Origin of the sequence: Bacillus sp. FSL R7-0646 (assembly GCF_037969865.1) — a bacterium.
Lineage (GTDB): Bacteria > Bacillota > Bacilli > Bacillales > Bacillaceae > Bacillus > Bacillus licheniformis.
In genome coordinates this window covers 4,061,975-4,077,883 of sequence record NZ_CP150217.1, presented here as the reverse complement: position 1 = coordinate 4,077,883, position 15,909 = coordinate 4,061,975, and the positions used below count along the sequence as shown (strand labels likewise).

Genomic DNA, 15,909 nt, shown 5'->3' with positions numbered 1-15,909 from the left:
TGAAAAGTATGAAATTAGCATTGGATCCATCGATGTATCGTGATGATTTGACTTTGGAAGAAACGGTCTATAAAACGGCGGAGCTTGGCTACGAATATATCGAACTATCGCCGCGCGAAGATTTTTGTCCATTCTATAAATATCCGAAAGTCGATTCAGCTAAAATCAAACAATTAAAGCGGCTTTTAAGAGATACCGGTGTTAAGCTTTCATCGCTCCTTCCGCTTTACCACTGGGCAGGTCCTGATGAAGATCGCCGTCAGGCCGCCGTGCGCAATTGGAAAAGGGCAATCGAAATTGCGGTCGAGCTTGAAGTCGATTTGATGAACAGTGAATTCAGCGGTTCAAAATACGATCCTTTAACAAGTGAAGAAAAATTTATCAAATCCATGGATGAGCTTCTGCCAATCTTTGAAAAAGAAGGCATTAAACTCAATCTTCAAGCCCATCCATACGATTTTATCGAAACGCACAAAGGTGCGTTGGATATGATCCGCGCGCTTGACAAGGATTGGATTAATCTTGTCTACTCGACTGCGCATACATTCTTTTATGATGACGGCAAAGGCGACATCGAGACAATGTTTGACGAAGCCGGCGACCGCCTCACACATGTTTTATTCGCAGATACGTATAATCATAAAGCGGCTCATGGCCTTCGCTACATCGTCAATCCGCCTGACGCAAAAGTAACGGTTCACCAGCATTTGGACATTGGTCAAGGCGAGGTCGATTTTGATACGATCTTCAGAAAGCTGAGAGAGATGAAGTTCGACGGAATTGCGACGAACGCCGTTTTTGCTTGGGTCGATGAAAGAGCGGATGAATCAAGCAGATTCATGCTTGAAAAATTGAAACAAGAATTATTAGGCTAAGCCCCCCCCCCCTGAGTTCGGCGCCCTGCCGAACTTCTCTTCACAAGGATATGAGAGAAGGAGAATCGAATATGAAGCTATGCTTTAATGAAGCAACGACGTTGGAAAATTCAAACCTTGCAAAAGACCTCGAATACTGTGAGAAGCACGGATACGATTATATCGAAATCCGGACGATGGATAAGCTGCCTGAGTACTTAAAAGACCATGCTCTCTCAGAGTTAGCCGAGTATTTTCAAACTCATCATATTAAGCCGCTGGCCTTGAATGCCCTTGTCTTTTTCAACAACCGCGATGAAAAAGGGCACCGTGAAATCATCGAAGAATTTAAAGGCATGATGGAAACGTGCAAAATGCTTGGTGTGAAATACGTGGTCGCGGTACCGCTTGTCACCGAACAAAAAATCTTAAAAGAAGATATTAAAGCAAGCTCCGTCGAAGTGCTGACAGAGCTGTCAGACATCGCTGAGCCGTACGGCGTAAAGATCGCTGTCGAGTTTGTCGGTCACCCGGAGTGTACGGTCAATACGTTCAGCCAGGCCTATGACATCGTCATGACCGTGAACCGCGATAATGTCGGCCTTGTTTTTGACAGCTTCCATTTCCATGCAATGGGCTCAAGTCTTGAGGATTTAAAAAAGGCGGACGGCAAGAAAATCTTCATTTATCATATCGATGACACGGAAGACTTTCCAATCGGATTTTTAAGAGATGAAGACCGTGTTTGGCCGGGACAGGGAGCCATCGACTTGGATGCCCACTTATCAACTTTGAAAGACATCGGTTTTTCGGATGTCGTATCAGTTGAATTGTTCAGACCTGAATACTATAAGCTGAGCGCGGAAGAAACGATTCGAACGGCCAAAGAAACAACAGTTGAAGTTGTTTCAAAATACTTCAAGATTTAATACGGGATAGGAGGGGTGAACGTGGCTTTCGTTTCCATGAAAGAACTTCTTCAAGAAGCAAAGGAACATCATTATGCAATCGGTCAATTTAATATTAATGGCCTTCAATGGACAAAAGCGATTCTAGAGGCAGCGGAAGAAGAACGGTCACCTGTCATCGCAGCCGCTTCAGATCGGCTCATCGATTATTTGGGCGGATTTAAAACGGTTTCCGCAATGGTTGCGGCTTTGATTGAGGAAATGTCGATCTCCGTTCCCGTCGTGCTTCACCTTGACCATGGCAAAAGTCCGGAGCGCTGCAAGCAAGCGATAGACGCGGGTTTTAGCTCAGTCATGATCGACGGCTCGCATTCACCAATCGATGAAAATATCGCCATGACAAAAGAGGTCGTGTCATATGCCGGGGTCCGCAATGTTTCGGTTGAAGCAGAGGTTGGCACCGTAGGGGGCATGGAAGACGGGCTTATCGGCGGAGTGCAGTATGCCGACATCGGTGAATGCGAGCGGATTGTCAAAGAAACCGGTATCGATGCTTTGGCAGCCGCGCTCGGCTCCGTTCATGGAAAATATCAAGGCGAGCCTAATTTGGGATTTAAGGAAATGGAAGAAATCTCACGGGTAACGGACATTCCGCTCGTTCTCCATGGAGCTTCGGGCATCCCGGCTGATCAAATCGCAAGAACGATCCGTCTGGGCCATGCGAAAATCAACATTAATACCGAATGCATGGTGGCCTGGACTGAGAAAACGCGCAGCATATTTAAAGACAATCCCGATTTATATGAACCCCGCGCCTATATGACGCCAGGGATCAGCGCAGTCAAAGAAACGGTTAAACATAAGATGAGAGAATTCGGGTCATCCGGAAAAGCGGTATGCACCCAAAAGATAGAAATATAAGCTAAACCAATATCGCCTCCACTCACTTAATCGAAGTGAGTGTTTTTTTGTTCGCAGTATTTGTAAAGATATTCTAAAGGTTCAAAAGTATGATTGACTGTAATTGATATAATAGTTATAATTTCCCTCATAATCCATTTTGATCAGAAAAGATTTTATTTTCTGAAAATAAATGACAGCAAGACAATAACTAAATCAGGTGAATGCTATATGCTGACAAACGTTTTAAAGTATCGGGTTCATATTTTATTTATCGTGTTATGTTTGATCGGCGGGACGACATGGGCTTTTCAAAAAGCCGGGCTGAGTGACAGCCTTCCATTTTGGTCCGCCGGCATGCGGTTCATGATCGCAAGCATTTTGATCGCGGCGTTTCTGTTGGCACGGAGGCAGTTTGTTCTGTCAAAGGAACTGCTAGTGCTGTCGTTTTTGAACGGCATCATGTATTTTTCCGTTCCATTCGGATCTGTTTATTGGGCCTCTCTTTATTTGCCGAGCGGGTTGGTGTCTATATTAGCGGCAAGCATTTCAGTCTTTGCCCTGATGATCAACCGCCTCGTCAAAGGGACACCGGCGACGAAACTGCAGAAATGGGGGATATGCCTGGCTTTGCTCGGCATTACAATCGTGTTTGGCAACCAACTGCTGATCAAAGTCGATGTTATTGAAATTGTCGCAATGATTGTGATTTTGTGTGCGATGTTTGGCTCGGCTTTTATTCAAATCAAAGTACAGCAGAGAATTCGTTCGCTTCCGATCTTAAGCTTTAACTCCCTTTCAATGCTGAGCGGCGGAGCGGTATTGCTCATCAGCAGCCTCATCTTTGAAAGCGGGACAAGAACGTTTTCCGGTGTGAGTCTTTATGCGCTGCTTTATTTAGCGGTTGTCGGCTCGATTTTGGGTTTTTGGATCAACATTTATCTGCTTAAAAAATGGCACATCTCAAAAGCGACTTCCCACTTGTTCATCTCCCCTGTCATTGCGCTCTATATCGGATTTCTGTTTCTGGATGAAAAACTGAATGCGAATATTTATTTAGGAACGCTGTTTGTCATATTCGGTGTGATGTTCATCAACTTAAAAAAAGAAGAGAGGATCGCGAAAATTGACGAAACGAAACAAAAACTTGGCCATCATTTGTCAAAATAAGCACCTGCCATTTATTTTTGAAGAAGCTGAGCGTTTAGGATTGAAGGTCACGTTCTTTTACAATTCGGCCGAAGATTTCCCGGGCAATCTTCCGGCTGTGGAACGCTGTGTGCCGCTGCCGTTGTTTGAAGATGAAGAAGCGGCGATGGATGTCGTCAGGCAGACATTTGTCGAATTTCCGTTTGACGGCGTGATGACACTGTTTGAACCGGCTTTGCCTTTCACGGCAAAAGCTGCTGAAGCTTTGAATCTGCCGGGGCTTCCTTTCACAACAATGGAAAACTGCCGCAATAAAAATAAAACCCGCAGCATACTTCAGCAAAACGGATTGAATACGCCGGTTTTTCACGAGTTCCATACGCTCGCTGACCTGGAAAACAGGAAACTGTCGTATCCATTAGTCGTCAAGCCGGTCAACGGCTTCTCAAGCCAGGGCGTCGTCCGTGTTGATGATCGGAAGGAGCTTGAGGAGGCCGTCCGGAAAGTCGAGGCCGTCAACCAAAGGGACCTCAATCGATTCGTGCACGGCAAAACGGGCATCGTAGCCGAGCAATTTATCGATGGGCCGGAATTCGCGATTGAAACGCTGTCGATTCAAGGAAACGTACATGTTCTTTCGATTGGATACAAAGGGAACAGCAAAGGGCCGTTTTTTGAAGAAGGGGTCTATATTGCTCCGGCTCAATTGAAAGAAGAGACGCGCCTTGCGATCGTCAAGGAAGTGACGGGCGCCGTTTCAGCGCTGGGCATTCACCAGGGGCCGGCTCATACAGAGCTGAGGCTGGACAAGGATGGAACACCTTATGTTATCGAGGTGGGCGCCAGAATCGGCGGTTCAGGGGTTTCCCATTACATCGTCAAAGAGAGCACAGGCATCAACTTTATGCAGCTTGTCTTGCAAAATGCATTAAAGCCGCTGGAGAGCAGCGAGTTTGAAGGCGAGATCAGGCCTGTAAGGACAGCCGGCAATTATATCATTCCTGTACAGGGCTCCGGCACTTTTGAAAAAATCGACGGACTGGAAGAAGTCAAACAGAGGCAGGAGGTTAAGCGGGTGTTTCAATTTATGAGAAGAGGCGCAAAGATCCTCCCGTACCCGCACTTTTCCGGTTATCCGGGGTTTATATTAACAAGCCATCATTCTTATGAAGAATGTGAAGCTTTCTACCGGGAGCTGGATGATGAGCTTCATATCATTTATCAAAATAATTTGACGGGTACAATAGGAGGTTAAGATGATCTCGACTAAAGTGCACAAAGAGCAAGCCGTGATGATTGTCCATACGCTCGGTCCCAAAGGCACGAACTGTGAAAAAGCCGGCCTGCTATGGCTCAAAAATAAAGGGGTCCGCGGGGAAGTCAGGCTTTATGAAACGTTGGAAGAAGCGCTGCTCCATGTTAAATCGACAGAAAATTCAGTCCTCTTAGGCTGCGCCGTTTACCCGTTTTTGCATCAAATCGTATTTGAGAATCTAGCGGACTTAAAGATTATAGACAGTTTTGTGATGCCTACATACAACATGGTGTTTGCCGCAAAACAGCACACGATGGCATCGGATATTCAAATCGTCGCTTCACACCCTGCTCCGGCTCATCTGGCAAAGCTGTTCAGCAGTCAAGTCCAATTTGTCACCAGCAATGCTCAAGCGGCCCTGGCCTGCGCTTCAAACGAGGCTGACGGCTGCATCACGACGATTAAAGCAGCCGATGAACACCGTTTGAAAGTCATTAAAGATTTTGGGGAAGTACCGATGTGCTTTACAATCCACGGGCTTAAATCAATCGAAGGAGGAAGCCGATGACGACTTTGACAGGGGACATTGTAAACATGGTCAACGAGCAGATTGTACCGAACATACATGAATTGCAGACGTACCAAAATGATAAAGGACAGATTACAGAGCATCACGAAAGGGCGGAACAGCTTCTGCTGCAATTGATTGAAGACGCAGGAGCCATTTATGAAGCGGTTCACTTAACGGCTGCAAAAGAGGCGTTTAAAGAGGACGTTTTGGATTGGATCAGCCGCGGATTAGGGGAGACGCCGTATTTTGACCGGTTATTGACGGCTTACCGGGCTCCGCATGATCAGGAGACGACCTTTTTTGCGGCGCCGATCGTGACGCCGAATGGGCCTCATGCGAAAGGCTGCTATTTTGAAGCCTTTTTAGCCGTTCGTGAAGAACCTGCCATGATGAGGCCGATAGAAGAGGATCTGCCTCATCCTGAAAACGGCTGCCAATCCCTTAAGCTGCTCGCCGGAACAAAGGGGTTCACGGAAGAAAAATGCATCGTATTCTTCCCTGAAAATGTGAAAACAAAAGAGAAAATCACATCACAGACATTCGCGATTTTCTACTTTAATAAGTTTTATCACATTTACCATGAGGACACGCTCAAAAGAGCGAGGGCCATTTTTGAACATGCGCCTTTCAAGTCGGCTCAGCTTTCCCCCGACCGCACATATGAAGCAAGGGTGTTGTGGGGCTACCTTCACGACTATTTTCATCATTGCGGAAAAAAACCTTTTCATCTCCATATTCAGGCGAAAATGAATTTTTTCGCAGGCATTTTAGAAGAAGTCAAGGTCGATTGCCAAGCAATCCTGACCTTGTGGGAGCGGCAATATGACGGCTGGGAGGAAATTATCGAATTTGTTTTGTATGAGCGGCTGCTGCGCTATCCGAGCCAGCATAATGCAACGCGGAATTTTGATTCCGGGACAGGCTATTTTCTGTTCAGCTGGATGATTGAAAACGGCCGTTCCATTCAAAAAGGAGAAGAGAAGCGCGTGTCGCTTGACCTTCCACGCTGCATGGACGATTTAAGAAAGCTTGTGGCCGAAATTGAACAGCTGGAAGAAATCGAGGATGACACGGCATACAAAGAGGCCGCGGAGCGCTATGTCAGACAATACCTGCCTCCGGGACGGGAAGGCGAGCGATTCAGCGTCCCGGAACAGTATTTCATTGACGAGATCAATAAGAAAATCGAAACCGCCCGTCTTCGATTTGAACGGGAGAGACTGGAAGCGTGAAGCCGCCATTAAGCAAAATCGGAGAGAAAATGATTGAGAAAACAGGGGTCAGGGCTGTGATGAGCGATATTCAGGAAGTCCTGGCCGGCGGTGAACGGTCATACATTAATTTAAGTGCGGGCAATCCGATGATTTTGCCCGGCGTGTCAGCCATGTGGAAGTCGGCTCTTGCCGATCTCCTTGACGATGACAGGTTTTCTTCGGTGATCGGCCAATACGGATCGAGCTATGGAACCGATGAACTGATTGCAAGTGTTGTCCGCTTCTTTTCAGAGCGGTATAGCGCCGGCATTCGAAAAGAGAACGTGTTGATTACAGCCGGAAGCCAGCAGCTGTTTTTTCTGGCGATCAATTCGTTTTGCGGAATGGGAAGCGGATCTGTGATGAAAAAAGCCTTGATCCCGATGCTGCCTGACTATTCGGGATACAGCGGGGCGGCACTGGAGCGGGAGATGATTGAGGGGATCCCTCCGCTCATATCGAAATTGGATGATCATACGTTTCGATATGAGCTCGACCGTAAGGGGTTTTTAGAGAGGATGCGGACCGATCCGTGCATCGGTGCTGTCTTGCTATCGCGCCCGAACAATCCTTGCGGAAACATCTTGCCTAAAGAAGATGTAGCATTCATTTCAGACGCATGCCGAGAAGCGAATGTTCCGCTGTTCATTGATTCCGCATATGCTCCGCCTTTTCCGGCGATTCACTTTATCGACATGGAACCGATTTTCAACGAGCAGATCATTCACTGTATGAGCCTTTCAAAAGCCGGCCTGCCTGGCGAAAGGATCGGAATCGCCATCGGGCCGTCCCGGTATATTCAGGCAATGGAAGCTTTTCAGTCGAATGCGGCGATCCATTCTTCAAGGCTGGGGCAGTATATGGCTGCATCAGTATTGAATGACGGGCGCCTCGCCGACGTGTCGCTGAATGAAGTCAGGCCATATTACCGCAATAAATTCATGCTGCTCAAGGAAACGCTTTTATGCAAGATGCCTGAAGACATCAAATGGTATCTGCATCAAGGGGAAGGATCGCTTTTCGGATGGCTGTGGTTTGAAGACCTGCCGGTGACCGATGCAGCGCTGTATGAGTATATGAAAGCGGATGGAGTCATTATCGTTCCCGGATCATCTTTCTTTCACCGTCAATCCCGGCGCCTGGCGCATTCACACCAGTGTATACGAATCAGCCTAACCGCGGCGGATGAAGATATTATAAGGGGAATCGATGTTTTAGCTAAAATTGCGAAGGGTGTATATGAGAAACAGGTTGAATACTTATAAAAAAACAGGGGCTAAAAGCAAGCCCCTGTTTTATTCGTCAATCCCTCCGCCGGCATTGGCCTTTCTTTTTCTGCGCCTTGCCGTTGTCAAGATCAAAATAACCGCTGCCGCTATGATTACGATCAGGATGGCAATGTACAGCACATGCTGCTGATTGCTTTCCTGTTTATCATCCGTCTTGGTTTCGGCGGATTTTGCTGTCAGCTGTTGATGGTTTGTAAATAGCTGATGGCTGTCCGTTTCATTCACAACGGTTGCTGCGAAATCATTGCTGTTCAAAAAGTTGATCATTTCTTTTGTGACTGCTGTGCCTTGCCCTTTAAACGGCGCGAAAACAGCCATCGAGTAATTTGAATCCCACAGCGACGTTTGAGTAAACGCGACTTGTTTTGTCGTTTCATTCAGCATTTGAAAAGATGACACATCAAATGTTCCGTTTTTCGCCGTCGGAACAGCCAATTCGGCTGTTTTTTCCTTCAGCAGAGAGAATTGATCGACGCTTCCGATGAAGATTACGTTTCTTCCTTTCACGTCATCCGGTTTGACTTCCGAGGATGTTTTTACTGTGAATGCCTGCCGGGCTTCGCTGCCGAAGGAGCCGACTACAAGCGAAAGCTCATCAATCTTCGACTGATCCGCATTGTCGGGCAGGATCATCAGCGTTTTATTGTTATGATCACCCGCGTAGGGAAGCGGCCACGCTTGAAAATCTGCTGAAGCTGACGTGTCGCTGACATGGTAAGACAATGCACTTTGTTTATCGATAAAAATCCATTTGTCCTCGTTCACCGCGTAGCAAGGGTTGTTCTCTTTCAAGCCTGAAGCGGCAAATTGAATATCAATGTAACGGCTTTTTTGCAAAAGTTTCGGATCGACTTTTAAAGAAACATGGTAAAAGCCGTTTTTGTCTTCTTTTCCTATATCGTCAAGTCCGACGGAATGAGGCTGGCCATTGATCATGACCTTCAGCTCCGCCTGTTCCGCAGCTAAGTCGCTTTGGCCGGCCTGCTTTTGAATCGTTTTCGATTTTTTCATCGCAAGCGAAAGCTTTGCAGGCTGATTCTTGTCTAATAGAGCTGGCGCGGGATAATAAAAATGCTCGGAAGATGTCTGTCCCGAACCGATTGTCAAATCCCCCGCCCCGAAATCCTCAAGTGTCAGCTTGCTGCCGCCCCGTTTGCTATGCTGCTGAAGTTTGCCGATTGCCAGCGTGTCGCCGCTGAGCTGGGCGGCATACGTTTTGTCGGTGATGACGCTGATTTTTTCAGAAAGCACATCATCAGATGCTGCGGCCGCAAACAATACAGGCTGCTGCTTATCCTTTGCTTTGAGCATCCGTTTCGCAAGCAAAAGCTTGTCTTCTTTTGCTTCGAGTTTCGCTTGTTTCAACAGCTTTTTCACTTTGCCGCTCCAGTGATGGTGAACGCCGATCACAATCGTCGGCCTGTCGATCTTCGCCAGGTCAGATTCACCCAAGATCTTCGTGCTGATGCTGTTGTCAACCGTTTTGAGGTATGCTTCTGTTTTAACTGCCGCTTCGATTTCAGCCGAACTTGGATGGTCCGGAATGACGATTGCCGTTTTTTCCACGGAGCTGCCGGACTGGGCGAACGGATAAGGATAATGTTCGAGCGCCGCTCCTTTAGATTCGTTCTTTTCCCCGATATTCAGACGACTGTCCGGATAAATTTTGATCCAGTTCCCGGAGGAGTCCTGTCTGACGCAGACGCCTTCATGAACCACTCCGTAGAACTTCAGTGATAAGCTGTGAAACCCTGGAGACGACTGGCTTTTGTTCAGCGAGAGCTTCAGCGTTTTCTTCCCGTTATTCCCTTCAAGCTTAACCGTTTTGACCGGTTCGCCATCAATCTCGGCTGTTAAAGAAGACGGTGAGATTAAAAGGTCTGAGGCCTCGTATTTAAGTGTAAGCTGCTGATGGGTAGAGGAGGCGCCCGCCGGTATTTGATACGTCAGCTCGGCGCTGTCTTTTGCCCCGTATAAAGTCAAGAGATCGTTTGTGAGCACTTGCTGCTTGGCTTGTTCCCGGCTGTTTTCCCCCAGGATCGAGCCGTCTACTGTAACGTCTTTGGCTGCAGCCGCTTGTCCCGTCGCCGTGATCAGCAAGAAGCTTGCCAGACATATGATGATATATTTCAAAAAAGTCACCCGCTTTTCTTTTGATTGTATCGTTCTGTTTTGTACCATGTTGCTTGAACAGGCGGTGCTTGATTTCTACGAATAAAGAATAAATCACGAGCACAATCCAAGCCTGCGAGTATGTAAAGTACATCAGAAAAACGATGAAAAAGTTTTGCCTGTTCATTTCTGTTTTTTCGATGCTCAGTGTAATCATGACCTTCGTCATAAATAGAAAGAAAGCCAAAACCCATAAAATGATAGACAAAAAACCGAATGAAAGATGCAGATTATAAAATAAATTGATGACAAAAATCGCATTTGACATGATGACGCCAAAGAAAAACAAAAAATACGTAAAAAAGAAATAAAACAAATCAAAAATAATCCGTTTTCTCTTCAGCTTGAAAAACTGAGCCAAAAATTTCAGGACGACATACTGGTTGCCGCGAGCCCACCTTGTCCGCTGACGCCACCAGACTTTCCACGTTTCCGGCTCCTGTTCCCAAGTGACGGCCGCCGGAAAGAAGCGGATGTGGTAGCCGAGGTTGTAGACCCGGATCGTAAGCTCGGTATCTTCGGCCAGCGCCTTATCATCCCAGCCGCCCGGCTGTTCGATAATGCTTCTTCTGATGGCGAAATTGGTGCCGGGGATCGTGGCGATTTTGAACCATTTCCATCTCCCGCCCTGTGCCATCCATTGAAAACAAATCGTTTCGATGTTAATAAATTTTGTGAGCAATGTTTTCGCCGCATTGATGACGCGGAATTTTCCCACCACCGCTCCGGCTTTCTGATCATTCATGAGCCCGAGGACAAGGTAATAAACAGCCATTTTTTCCGGCGTGTTGTCGGCGTCATATACACAAATGACGTCCCCGTTTGACTCGGCAAAACCGCAGTTGAGCGCCGACGATTTTCCCTTTCCGGCATGCGGCGGTTTGGTCACGACCATTTTAATAAAGCCGTATTGCGTGGGAAATTCATCCACAATGTCACCCGTCCGGTCGGATGAATTGTCGTTGACGACAATAATCTCCAGCCGGTCCTTCGGATAATAGAGGTTGACCATCGCCTTCAGCGTCTGCCGAATGACGACCTCTTTGTTATGCGCCGGAATCAGAACGCTGACCTTCGGGAGATCCTTCACGTTCTCTTTCCACTTCGGAATGTTCCGTTCGAAGGTCATATAGTGGCGGAATCCGCCCTGCATCAAAAACATGTGATACAGAAGCATGACCCATATTAAGCTTAACGAGACTAGGAACAGAACATTACCCACGGCTTTTTCTCTCCTTAAAGATTCGTTTTTTTAATGTGGCTCTCAAGTAAAGGGTATAGCTCACAAACATGACAACAAACAAGAGAACAATAAGAGAGAGAATCCAAAGCGCCTTTTCCAGCGGGCTTTGCTGGTGATGATCGAAAAACGTCTCAATGGGGCTGACTTTGCTTTTGACTTGAATCGTTCCATCTCCGCTTGTGTGAATTTCTACTTTATCTGTGTTAACAGTTTGCTTTGTCTTTTTAATATCGAGCCATTCGCTGTTTGGAATGCGTTCCATTTGATCAACCAGTTCAGGAAGATATTTCATTCCAAGATAAGGATGATAAAATGCGCCGGCTACTCCGCCTTCAAAATCGATCATTTGAGAGATGCGCTCCTCGACTTTGCCGAGCGGATTTTGCTCCGATTGATCGACATAGCCGATTGTCTCGGGATAGAGCGTCATCCCATGGAGCATGGCCGGATTCGTAACAAATGGACCGGCGCCTGACGTTTTCCATGTTGTATCGCTAAGCTGAACCTGGCCGAACAAGCTTGTGAAATATTGTGAGGCGATTTGATAGCCGTGCTCTGACATCGTATAGTGCGGCGCTTCAAACGCGAGCGGATACAGCCCTTCCGCGGTGAGATCCTCAATAGCGTTCGTCAGCTTCTGCCGCGTGTAAGTTTCTTCATTCTTTCTGAACGGCTTCAAATAGTTTTGATATGCCTCTTCATTCGGAAAGCTCTGTTCCTTTTGCAAAAGGGTCGCGGGTTCTTCCGCATTTTCCGATGTGATCGGCTGATCGGCTTTGGCATCCCAAAACTCGAATCCTTCACCGGTTTCGCTGTAGCGGTATGTATGGGTATACCCGTGGACAATTACGCTTCCGCCCATATCCTGAAGCTTCCTCAGTACTTTGACCAGCTTCGGCTTTTCAGACATATAGACTTTGTCGCCTGTTTCAGGATTGACATATACCGGAATCACAGAAAGGATAAAAGGAATATTCCGTTTATGCAGATAAGATCCGGCTTGGAGCAGCAGTTTTTCATCCGACATCGGGCTGATATCCTCAAGCCGCAAATATAACAGCGTGCTGCCGGCCGTTTCACCAAATGCCTGTCTGAGCTGTTTAGCGGCGAGGAGGCTGTTGTTTAGCAAATCGGTTAACCCGATGTACACGTTTCCTTTGCCGGTTTTCCATCCAAAAGGACGAGCTTTTCCTTCGTCAGCTTTGTATGTGTACAATGCTTTTCCCTTCAATCCTGATACGTCGAGGACACGGACTCCGCTTTCTAAAGAGGAATCGATTTCCTCATTTGTGCTGCGAATCTGATACACATTGTCTTTGCTTTTGAGCGTAAGACCTGCAAATTGGCTGAACTGCCCGGCGTTAAAGCCGATCGCTATCACAGGTTTTTTGGAGGAGCTGATCAGCTGCGCGAGCTTTTTGCTCAGCTTTCTTTTCGTTTGTCCGTAATAGATGACGCGGTCTTTTGTTGCGAGATCCGATGCTTTGACATCCGCGTCTTTTATGACGGCCACACGGGATGAAAAATGGCCGGCGATAAGGTCGAGAATTTTCACATCGGCTGACTCTTTTCCATCCAATGTTGAATAGACGATGAGAATGCCGTGCTCCTGCTGCTTTGCCTCGGCGCTGTCCGGAACATAAAAAGCCGCAGACAGGATAAGCACAGCCGCGTATAGAAGTAATAGCCGCTTACAGTTCATTCATCATCATCTCGTTTTCTAGTTCTTCTAAAAATTGATCGGCAGTCTTTAAATCGTTCTGATATGATAAGTGGCACACGTGGAAGGTCAAGGTGACATACTTGCCGTTTTTCAGCTGGTACGTATCCAGCTGTTTCTTCAGTTTTTCAAGGACGGCGGGCATATGTTCGGCAGGCGTGTGTGTCAGCAGGATGCCGAACCGCTCCTCGGCAGGCCGGAACTTTTTATCGGTTTCCCGGACACATGATCTGATTTGACTGCTGACAAATTGAAAGAGACGATCGGTTTCTTTTTCTCCGTACAGGGATTTGAACTCTTTGAAATAATGCATATGAAGCAGTAAAAAAACAAACGAGTTGCCATACCGCTCCGCCCGCTTGATTTCTTCTGACAGCTCCAGCTTCATCCTCTGTTTATTATCAAAGCCTGTCACCCTGTCAATCGCAACAAAGCTTTTGATTTCGTCTTGAAGGTGTTTGACGGAGCGGTGAAGTCCGATCGCGATGTCGTGTATTCTCCCTGACATAAAGGAAAACAGCAACAGCGCCACTCCCCAGATGACGAGCATTTGCAGTCCGGTTTCAGACGAAGCAGCTTCTCCTTGGCCTGTGTGAAAAAACATCATCAAAGTGCCGAGAACAAACAGGACGATGATGGTCCCAGCCAGTGCGTAAATCGATCCGAGCCATATTCCTGCTGCGATGATGGCAAGTGTGATGCAAATGATGAGAACGGGTTCGAACCGCTGGACTGAGATATAATGGATGAACAACGCAAGCGCTGCTGCAAGTCCTGTCATATAAGCGAACATTTTATGCGATTCATTGAATGAGATTTTCATTTAAAAGCTTCCTTTCGGCTAATAGGGGCAGCAGATTATCAAAAGAATGCGTATCATTTCCGCTCATATATCCCCCATAATACGTCTCGGACGAATCAAGAATTTCAAAATCATTCATTCGATCATACAGCGCTTTAATGACGGTTTTATCTTCGTTTTGGTTGATGAAGAATAAAATCGCCAACGCGTAAACGGATGGAGACTCGTATTGGACCGCCGGCTTTTTTGTATCGAGCGAATACCGGCCATACAGTTTTCCGCCGGTTTGAAACGTCTGTTTGAGCCAATCCGCTAATACAGCGGCTTTTTGATCCTTCGGAGGTAAATGCCAAGCTGCGTAAAGCTGATCAATGAGATTGACTTCATGGTCATAGGTGTATGCTTTCGTTTCTGTACTGTATGCTTTTGGGAGAAAACCGTTTTTCAAAGGGGCGCGATAAAGAATGCTGGCATTCCGACTTTCGAGTTCTTTATTTATCACTCCATTCTTTTTCAAGATGGATAGCGCATCTGGCATGATATAGGAAAGCGTGATATCTTTTGCCGCGGATTGAGAGGCGGAGTCGTAAAAGTCCGTCAATATCCCGTTGTTCATGTTGTATTTTCTTAATGCGGCACCGATGTTCCGAGCGGTTTGTTTATACTCGCTGTTTCCCCATAGAGCTGCCGCTTGATCGAGGCTCACCATGATTCTGAGATCATCGATCAGGGCGTTCACCCCGCTTGCCTGACCGTTTTGGATTTGCCATGACACCAGGTTGTTGTTCATAAGGAAGGATTCGTTCAGGTGCTGATATTGCTCATGGAAATGCTCGCCGTCTTTTTTGCTGATCAAAAACTCCATCCACAAGCCAAGCGATTCCGACAAGTAAACAGGCTGGTCGGAAAAGCCGGTTTTGATCAGCCCCTGATCGCTCATTAAATGACGGTAAACGAAGTGTTCGGCAGGCTGAAGCGCTTCATCATTTTTCTCATCATCTGACTGATCTTCAGCTTTGATACAGCCGACGGCCAGACTGACGGATAAAAAGCACAGGATCATACCAATCCATATATACCTCACGGGTGCTTTCACGATAGATCACCCCGAATGTTTTTTTGAGTAATGATTTTGACTTATTTATTATAAATGAAAAAATGGAGATTGCTAGATTTATTTGATCTTTTTGGACTATCCAAAAACAGGACGTAAGTCCAATAATAAAATGTTTTTCCATCAATAGCAGGATTTTCGTATTGATTTTTAAAAGGGGAAATGTAGAAGAGAACTAGCGGGTGTGCTAGCGCTTGGAAAAATAAAATAAACGGAGGGCCTGAATGTACATCATCAGCAAGCTTGAAAGACAAAATGTGAAAGTGACAGAAATACCGAAGTGGGGCTCTTACTTGAGAAAAACGTGGGAAAACCGTTTTGCCGCAAGCATGGAGCTTCCGGAAAGGGACGCGATCTTGGTGAGCCATTTTTTGTGGCATTTATTCAGCTATGGGATGAAGCCGTGTTTTACCGGCGGACAGGCCGATCAAGCCTTTAGCGAACAGCCGAAGCGCGATTGCTTTTTATTCTACCAGCACACGGATGACGCCTATATTCTTGAACATGCTGAACAACTGATAGCCGCAGATCTGAAAGGAGAAGAAGATGCATATATAACGGATAAACATATGACATGGACATATGCGGTGACGCATGAGTCTGCATACGGACCGTATTTTGCAATTCAGCTGGATGAGAAGGAGCATGAACCTATATAATATGGGTTAAAGCGTTACTA

The 15,909-nt window shown here is 46.6% G+C and carries 13 protein-coding genes and 1 pseudogene; 9 read left to right on the top strand and 5 right to left on the bottom strand.

The window, feature by feature from the left end; translation table 11 throughout:
• The first annotated feature begins 8 nt into the window (after window positions 1-8).
• The 8 genes from MKY62_RS21080 to MKY62_RS21045 all read left to right on the top strand — a co-directional run bounded on the left by MKY62_RS21080 (window position 9) and on the right by MKY62_RS21045 (window position 8,155).
• Entirely contained in the window at window positions 9-875 is an 867-nt protein-coding gene (locus tag MKY62_RS21080; RefSeq protein ID WP_003177808.1) for a sugar phosphate isomerase/epimerase, read from the top strand.
• 71 nt (window positions 876-946) lie between these two features.
• Window positions 947-1,783 (top strand): 2-keto-myo-inositol isomerase, encoded by an 837-nt coding sequence (gene iolI / locus MKY62_RS21075; protein WP_003177805.1) that lies wholly within the window; start codon window positions 947-949, stop codon window positions 1,781-1,783.
• A gap of 21 nt (window positions 1,784-1,804) precedes the next feature.
• A complete protein-coding gene (fba, locus tag MKY62_RS21070; RefSeq protein WP_003177802.1) occupies window positions 1,805-2,683 on the top strand; it encodes a class II fructose-1,6-bisphosphate aldolase in 879 nt (292 codons plus the stop codon).
• 210 nt (window positions 2,684-2,893) lie between these two features.
• The gene (locus MKY62_RS21065) at window positions 2,894-3,832 is read left to right on the top strand and encodes an EamA family transporter (RefSeq protein WP_003177801.1); all 939 of its coding nucleotides are present in this window, start codon (window positions 2,894-2,896) and stop codon (window positions 3,830-3,832) included.
• The gene (locus MKY62_RS21060) at window positions 3,789-5,066 is read left to right on the top strand and encodes an ATP-grasp domain-containing protein (RefSeq protein ID WP_011198458.1); all 1,278 of its coding nucleotides are present in this window, start codon (window positions 3,789-3,791) and stop codon (window positions 5,064-5,066) included. Before MKY62_RS21065 ends, MKY62_RS21060 begins: the two co-directional genes overlap by 44 nt.
• 1 nt (window position 5,067) lies before the next feature.
• On the top strand, window positions 5,068-5,634 hold the full coding sequence (locus MKY62_RS21055; RefSeq protein WP_016886324.1) for a prephenate dehydratase domain-containing protein: 567 nt from the start codon (window positions 5,068-5,070) through the stop codon (window positions 5,632-5,634).
• A complete protein-coding gene (locus tag MKY62_RS21050; RefSeq protein WP_003177793.1) occupies window positions 5,631-6,869 on the top strand; it encodes a DUF6421 family protein in 1,239 nt (412 codons plus the stop codon). Before MKY62_RS21055 ends, MKY62_RS21050 begins: the two co-directional genes overlap by 4 nt.
• Window positions 6,866-8,155 (top strand): valine--pyruvate transaminase, encoded by a 1,290-nt coding sequence (locus MKY62_RS21045; protein WP_009329973.1) that lies wholly within the window; start codon window positions 6,866-6,868, stop codon window positions 8,153-8,155. Before MKY62_RS21050 ends, MKY62_RS21045 begins: the two co-directional genes overlap by 4 nt.
• Before the next feature lie 30 nt (window positions 8,156-8,185).
• On the opposite strand, the gene MKY62_RS21040 is transcribed toward MKY62_RS21045, so the two are convergent.
• The 5 genes and pseudogenes from MKY62_RS21040 to MKY62_RS21020 all read right to left on the bottom strand — a co-directional run bounded on the left by MKY62_RS21040 (window position 8,186) and on the right by MKY62_RS21020 (window position 15,200).
• Window positions 8,186-10,312: a cellulose biosynthesis cyclic di-GMP-binding regulatory protein BcsB gene (locus MKY62_RS21040; RefSeq protein WP_011198455.1), complete on the bottom strand. Its 2,127-nt coding sequence runs from the start codon at window positions 10,310-10,312 to the stop codon at window positions 8,186-8,188.
• Between the two features lie 5 nt (window positions 10,313-10,317).
• Window positions 10,318-11,573: pseudogene (locus MKY62_RS21035) on the bottom strand (glycosyltransferase).
• Complete coding sequence (locus MKY62_RS21030; protein WP_016885639.1) at window positions 11,566-13,296, bottom strand: DUF2334 domain-containing protein; 1,731 nt, start codon at window positions 13,294-13,296, stop codon at window positions 11,566-11,568. The pseudogene MKY62_RS21035 and the gene MKY62_RS21030 overlap by 8 nt, the downstream one beginning before the upstream one ends.
• On the bottom strand, window positions 13,286-14,137 hold the full coding sequence (locus MKY62_RS21025; RefSeq protein WP_003177783.1) for a diguanylate cyclase: 852 nt from the start codon (window positions 14,135-14,137) through the stop codon (window positions 13,286-13,288). The genes MKY62_RS21030 and MKY62_RS21025 overlap by 11 nt, the downstream gene beginning before the upstream one ends.
• Window positions 14,118-15,200 carry a hypothetical protein gene (locus MKY62_RS21020; protein ID WP_025805461.1) on the bottom strand — a complete coding sequence of 361 codons (1,083 nt, stop codon included), beginning with the start codon at window positions 15,198-15,200 and terminating at the stop codon, window positions 14,118-14,120. Before MKY62_RS21020 ends, MKY62_RS21025 begins: the two co-directional genes overlap by 20 nt.
• Before the next feature lie 254 nt (window positions 15,201-15,454).
• Here MKY62_RS21020 and MKY62_RS21015 point away from each other — a divergent pair, with 254 nt between their 5' ends.
• Window positions 15,455-15,889 carry a DUF4275 family protein gene (locus MKY62_RS21015; protein WP_011198452.1) on the top strand — a complete coding sequence of 145 codons (435 nt, stop codon included), beginning with the start codon at window positions 15,455-15,457 and terminating at the stop codon, window positions 15,887-15,889.
• Window positions 15,890-15,909: the final 20 nt, after the last annotated feature.

Bases quoted from the DNA above. Each gene is read 5' to 3' on its own strand.
- MKY62_RS21080 (WP_003177808.1), top strand. From the start codon at position 9: ATGAAATTAGCATTGGATCCATCGATGTATCGTGATGATTTGACTTTG.
- iolI (WP_003177805.1), top strand. From the start codon at position 947: ATGAAGCTATGCTTTAATGAAGCAACGACGTTGGAAAATTCAAACCTT.
- MKY62_RS21065 (WP_003177801.1), top strand. From the start codon at position 2,894: ATGCTGACAAACGTTTTAAAGTATCGGGTTCATATTTTATTTATCGTG.
- MKY62_RS21055 (WP_016886324.1), top strand. From the start codon at position 5,068: ATGATCTCGACTAAAGTGCACAAAGAGCAAGCCGTGATGATTGTCCAT.
- MKY62_RS21050 (WP_003177793.1), top strand. From the start codon at position 5,631: ATGACGACTTTGACAGGGGACATTGTAAACATGGTCAACGAGCAGATT.
- MKY62_RS21030 (WP_016885639.1), bottom strand. From the start codon at position 13,296: ATGAACTGTAAGCGGCTATTACTTCTATACGCGGCTGTGCTTATCCTG.
- MKY62_RS21025 (WP_003177783.1), bottom strand. From the start codon at position 14,137: ATGAAAATCTCATTCAATGAATCGCATAAAATGTTCGCTTATATGACA.
- MKY62_RS21015 (WP_011198452.1), top strand. From the start codon at position 15,455: ATGTACATCATCAGCAAGCTTGAAAGACAAAATGTGAAAGTGACAGAA.